We start from the raw sequence: 4,790 nt of genomic DNA on the forward strand, positions 1-4,790 counted from the left end.
TTCACCGGCCGGCTGGCCCACTACACCGGGCTGATCGCGGCCGGGCGGCCGGTCGCCGTGCACGCCGAGCCGCAGCCGACCTCCTTCGTCCACCACGAGGAGATCGCCGCCGCGCTCGCGCAGGTGGCCGCCTCGTCGGCGACCGGGCCGGTGAACGCCAGCTCGCCCGAGCCGCTCGACGTGGTCGCGCTGTGCGAGCTGGTCGCCGACCGCCTCGGCACGACCGCCCGCTACCGGGAGGCGGCGGGCCCGGACGCCTCGCCGTTCTCCTTCGACCGCTGGTACCCGATGGACCAGCGCCGCGCCGCCGGGCTCGGGCTGCACTTCTCGCCGACGGCCGACTGGCTGTCCGCCGCCGTCGCCGAGGCCGTCACCACCCACGGAAAGGCTGCCTGACCATGGAACAGCGCTTCATCGGCGACACCCCGGTCGGCGCGATCGGGCTCGGCGCGATGCCGCTCTCGGTCGAGGGCCGGCCCGACGAGCACCAGGCCCTGGTCACCCTGCACGCCGCGCTCGACGCCGGCGTCACCCTGCTCGACACCGCCGACTCCTACCACTGGCACGCCGGCGAACTCGGTCACAACGAAGAGCTGGTGGCCCGTGCCCTGGCCGCCCGGCCGGCCGCCGACCGCGCGGCGGTGCTGGTCGCCACCAAGGGCGGCCGCGGCCGGCCCGGTGACGGCTCCTGGACGGTCGACGGCCGGCCGGAGCACCTGCGGCGGGCCTGCGAGGGCTCGCTGCGGCGGCTCGGCGTCGAGGCGATCGGCCTCTACCAGCTCCACAAGCCCGACCCGTCGGTCCCGTGGGCGGAGTCCGTGGGGGCGCTGCGCGGGCTGCTGGACGCCGGGAAGATCCGCGCGGCGGGCATCTCCAACGTGGACGAGGAACAGATCCTGACGGCCCGGGAGATCCTCGGCCCCGGCCTGGTCTCGGTGCAGAACCGCTTCTCGCCGGCCGTCCGCACCTCCGAGCCGGAGCTCCGGCTCAGTGAGCGGCTCGGCCTGGCCTTCCTGCCGTGGAGCCCGCTGGGCGGGCTGTCCCGCAGCGTGCTGGACGACCCGGCGGACACCACGGCCGAGACCAGCGCCTTCCACCGGATCGCCGCCGTCCGGGGCGTCTCGCCGCAGCAGATCGGCCTCGCCTGGCTGCTGGCCCTCTCCCCCGCCGTCGTGCCGATCCCCGGCGCCCGCCGCCCCGGCACTATCCGCGACTCCGCCGCGGCCGCCGGCCTCGTCCTCGAACCGGCCGAACTCGTTGCCCTTGCGGAGCCGTTGAGCACGGCCGAGGCGCCGGCGGGGTGAGCAACCCGTGGGTGCGCACCCCGGGCCGGCGCCCCGTGCTCCGGAGGTCAGTTCTGCTCTTCGGCCCGGACGACGGCGTCGATCCGGTGCTGGAGGGCGTCGGCCTCGGCGCGGGCCTTCCGGGCCGCCCCGTGCTCGCCGAGCCGGTCCAGGGTGGCGGCCTTGGCCCGCAGGTCGGCGGCCTCCTGCCGCATCGCCGGCAGGTCGTAGGACACCGAGCCGCGGGTGGCCGGGCGCGGGGTGGTGGCCTGGGCCGACTGGTCGGTCTGGACGGACTGGTCGGACGGCTTGACGGCACAGATCGCGCTGACGCCGCCCGGGCCGAACAGCGAGCCGCCGAGCAGTGTGTTCAGCACACCCCGGCAGGCGGCGGCCTCCTCGGGCGTCTTGGGCCCGTTGTCGGCCACGGCCGGCTGGGCGAGCAGGAGCGGCGCGGCCAGCGCCAGGACGGAACAGGCCAGGCGGGCGGCGGACTTCAGCGGGGCGGACGTGCGTGGGGACATGACGGACCCTCCGGGGAAAGGCGATGGACGAGCCATCCCTATCCGACGGGCGGGCCCCGGCGGCGGACGCTCCGCCGTCCGTGGGCGTGTCAGCGCGCCGTTCCCCGCCGCCGGCCACGCCCGCTGACAACCGGCGGCAGCCCCCGTGCCCGATCACGACCGGCAACGCCCCGGATCGCGGCCGGCACTCAGTACCCGCCGAAGCCGAAGTAGCTGTGCCCACCGGTGAACCCGCCGGTGCCGGAGCCGCCCGTGCCGCCGATGCCACGGAAACCGGACCCGGTCGACCGCGGGCCCGGCAGCACCGGCCGCGGACCGGACGGACCGTCCGCCCACCCGTGCCGGGTCACCTCGCGCCACCACTGGCCGAAGGCGACGGTGACGCCCTGCGCCCGGCACTCCTCCTCGACGGCGGCGCGCGCCGCGTCGTCCCACCGGAACTGCGCCGCCACGGCTCCCGGCTCACCGGCCAGGGCGAACAATGCGTCCTCCAACTCCCGCGCAGTCAAAGGATCCTGAGGCTCATCCGCGGAATCCCCGACCGGACCGGCGCCGACTTGGCCCACCCGGACCTCCGCGCCGTCCACCGTGTACCGCCACACCCGCTGCGCGGCCACCTCCTCCAGCACGGCACGGCGGCGCCGGGCCTCCTGCTCCCGGGCCAGCTGGGCCTGCCGCCGGACCTCACGCTGCTCGGCCACCCGCCGGTCCAGCTCCTCGCGCACCGGCCGGTACGCCTCGGCCGCGCGCTCCGCCTCCGCCACGAAGGCCCGCTGGGCGCGCTCCGACCGCTCGACGGCCCGCCGCTTCCAGCCGGGCCACCGACGCGGGGCACCGAGTCCGTGCCAGAACCCCGAACTCTCCACGAGGTCCACCTTCACCCCCGCGGCACTGCCGCCGTGCGCCCGGTACAGCTCCTCCAACGCCCGTGACAGCGAGGTGAGATAGGCCCGCGCCGCCTCCTCCCACCGCTCCTGCTCCGCCGCCGAGCACGGCACCGCCTCGCCCCAGGACGGACTGATCCGGTAGACCTGGGCCACCTCCGGCAGCTCCACCGAGGCGACCGGCTCGAACCGGCCTCCGCAGCGCCGCTGCGCGTCGAGCCGCACACCGTCCAACCGGACCTTGACCTCGGTGACCGCCATCGCGCCGCCCTCCCGTCCGCCGAACCCGCTCACTCACCATAACCGTGCGCACACCCTCCGCGTCAGGCCTCGGTCAGCGGTCCGGGCAGCCGCGTTGCGCACGGCCGTCGCGACGCAGGCGTCCGGGGGTGTCGTGCCCCGGGGCCGTCGATGTGATGCGCCTCACTGCCCGGGCGCCGAAGCCCTGGCATGCGCGATCATGACCGGATGGACGCTCGTTTCCTCGGCATCGCCGAGCTGGTCGAAACCCCGGCCGTGGCAGTCGTGGTCGACGTCATGCGCGCCTTCACGGTGGCCGCCTGGGCCTTCGGACAGGGGGCGGAGAAGATCGTTCTCGCCGGGTCGCTCGACGAGGCCCTGGCGCTCAAGGCCCGCCACCCGGACTGGGTGGCGCTCAAGGACGGCCCGCCCGCGCCCGGCTTCGACCTGGTCAACTCCCCCGGCCTGCTGCGGTCTGCCGACCTCCGCGGCCGGACGGTGGTGCAGAAGACCACGGCGGGGACGGTCGGCGCGCTCGCGGTGAAGGACGCGTCGCTGGTGCTGTGTGCGAGCTTCGCGGTGGCGGAGGCCACGGCCGGGCTCCTGCGGACCCGCGGGTGCGACGGCGTCACGTTCGTGGTGACCGGCGAGGACGGACGGGCCGACGAGGATCTGGCGTGCGCCCAGTACATCGCCGGGCGGGCCGCCGGTGCCGGGACGGATGCGGCCGGGTTCCTCCGCCGCGCCGGCACGTCGCGCGCCGCCGCCGAGCTGACGGAGGGTGTGCGTGAGGGCGCCCATCCCGACGACGTCGCGCTCTGCCTCGAACTCGACCGGTTCCCCTTCGCCATGGTGGCGACCGCGGAGGACTCGCTCATGGTCCTCCGCCCGACGCACCGGGAGACGGCATGACCGACTTCGACGCCGTCGGGACCGTCCGGCTGCTGCAACGGCTCGCCGAGGAGTCCTCGGGGCTGATCACGCTCGACGCGGGCATCGACGACGCCCGGATGGACGGCTGGCCGGTCCCGGTGCCCGAGGACGTCCGGGTGCTGCTGCGGGCGGTCGGGGGCGTGCGGGTCATGGTCTCGCGCTCCGTCCAGAACGGCCACACCTCCTACGAGCACCTCGACTTCGCGCATCCCTACAACGCGGGCCGGTACGCCGGCTGCGACACGAGCTGGTACCTGGACCACGCCGGCGGCACCGGGAGCCACTGGTTCCTCTACACCGACCACGGCGACGGCCACACCTACGTGGACGTGGACCGGGCCACCGGGGCGTGGGGGCCGGTCTTCCAGTTCTGGGACGGCACCGACACCGTCCGCATGGCGCCGTCCCTGCCCGCCTGGCTCGACGGGCTCGCGGACTGCGCACGGCGCGCCTTCGCCGACACCGGCACGGCGGCCACTGACCCGGACACCGCTGCGGCACCGGATCCGGCCGGACCCGACCCCGCCACCGTCGACGCCTTCGGCAGGAGCTTCGGCGAACACTGGTGGGACCTGGACCGGCACGCCACCACCGTGGCCCCGGTCACCGCACCCGAGGCCCGGGCCGCCGCCGACCCGGTCCTGCGGGAGGCGGCCGCCGGCCTGCCCGACGACGCCCTGCTCGCCGACCTCCGCCCGGTCACCGGCCCCGCCCGGGTCGACTTCCCCCTCGCCTACCCCTGCCGCTACACCCGGCACTCCGGCGGCGCCGTCCTCATCGCCGTCCCCTGGGAGATCGACTGAGCCTCCGCCAGCCGGGCGCGCGGCAGCGGCGTCACGCCTCCGTGCAGGACGCCCCGGGCGAGGCGAGCACCTTCGCAGCGCACGCATGCCCCTGGGCGGCGGCCGTGCGCAGGTCACCGCCGG

At 75.9% G+C, this 4,790-nt stretch carries 5 protein-coding genes and 1 pseudogene; 4 read left to right on the top strand and 2 right to left on the bottom strand.

Annotation, left to right across the window (positions count from 1 at the left end; all coding sequences use genetic code 11):
• A pseudogene (locus tag ABZ885_RS35510) lies at positions 1–396 on the top strand (reductase); the annotation flags it as partial.
• 2 nt (positions 397–398) lie between these two features.
• The gene (locus ABZ885_RS35515) at positions 399–1,304 is read left to right on the top strand and encodes an aldo/keto reductase (RefSeq protein WP_360198228.1); all 906 of its coding nucleotides are present in this window, start codon (positions 399–401) and stop codon (positions 1,302–1,304) included.
• 47 nt (positions 1,305–1,351) lie between these two features.
• Here ABZ885_RS35515 and ABZ885_RS35520 read toward each other — a convergent pair whose 3' ends face one another.
• Both ABZ885_RS35520 and ABZ885_RS35525 read right to left on the bottom strand, forming a co-directional pair.
• Complete coding sequence (locus tag ABZ885_RS35520; protein ID WP_360198231.1) at positions 1,352–1,807, bottom strand: hypothetical protein; 456 nt, start codon at positions 1,805–1,807, stop codon at positions 1,352–1,354.
• Between the two features lie 188 nt (positions 1,808–1,995).
• Positions 1,996–2,952: a hypothetical protein gene (locus tag ABZ885_RS35525; RefSeq protein ID WP_360198234.1), complete on the bottom strand. Its 957-nt coding sequence runs from the start codon at positions 2,950–2,952 to the stop codon at positions 1,996–1,998.
• 207 nt (positions 2,953–3,159) lie between these two features.
• Here ABZ885_RS35525 and ABZ885_RS35530 point away from each other — a divergent pair, with 207 nt between their 5' ends.
• Positions 3,160–3,843, top strand: a complete 684-nt coding sequence (locus ABZ885_RS35530; protein ID WP_360198237.1) for a 2-phosphosulfolactate phosphatase — start codon at positions 3,160–3,162, stop codon at positions 3,841–3,843.
• Entirely contained in the window at positions 3,840–4,667 is an 828-nt protein-coding gene (locus ABZ885_RS35535) for a hypothetical protein (protein ID WP_360198240.1), read from the top strand. Before ABZ885_RS35530 ends, ABZ885_RS35535 begins: the two co-directional genes overlap by 4 nt.
• Positions 4,668–4,790: the final 123 nt, after the last annotated feature.

Source organism: Kitasatospora sp. NPDC047058, from assembly GCF_040643935.1.
Classification (GTDB): Bacteria; Actinomycetota; Actinomycetes; order Streptomycetales; family Streptomycetaceae; genus Kitasatospora.

What these genes read in the sequence shown, in the direction of transcription:
- ABZ885_RS35515 (WP_360198228.1), top strand. Translation starts at nt 399, where the DNA reads ATGGAACAGCGCTTCATCGGCGACACCCCGGTCGGCGCGATCGGGCTC.
- ABZ885_RS35520 (WP_360198231.1), bottom strand. Translation starts at nt 1,807, where the DNA reads ATGTCCCCACGCACGTCCGCCCCGCTGAAGTCCGCCGCCCGCCTGGCC.
- ABZ885_RS35525 (WP_360198234.1), bottom strand. Translation starts at nt 2,952, where the DNA reads ATGGCGGTCACCGAGGTCAAGGTCCGGTTGGACGGTGTGCGGCTCGAC.
- ABZ885_RS35530 (WP_360198237.1), top strand. Translation starts at nt 3,160, where the DNA reads ATGGACGCTCGTTTCCTCGGCATCGCCGAGCTGGTCGAAACCCCGGCC.
- ABZ885_RS35535 (WP_360198240.1), top strand. Translation starts at nt 3,840, where the DNA reads ATGACCGACTTCGACGCCGTCGGGACCGTCCGGCTGCTGCAACGGCTC.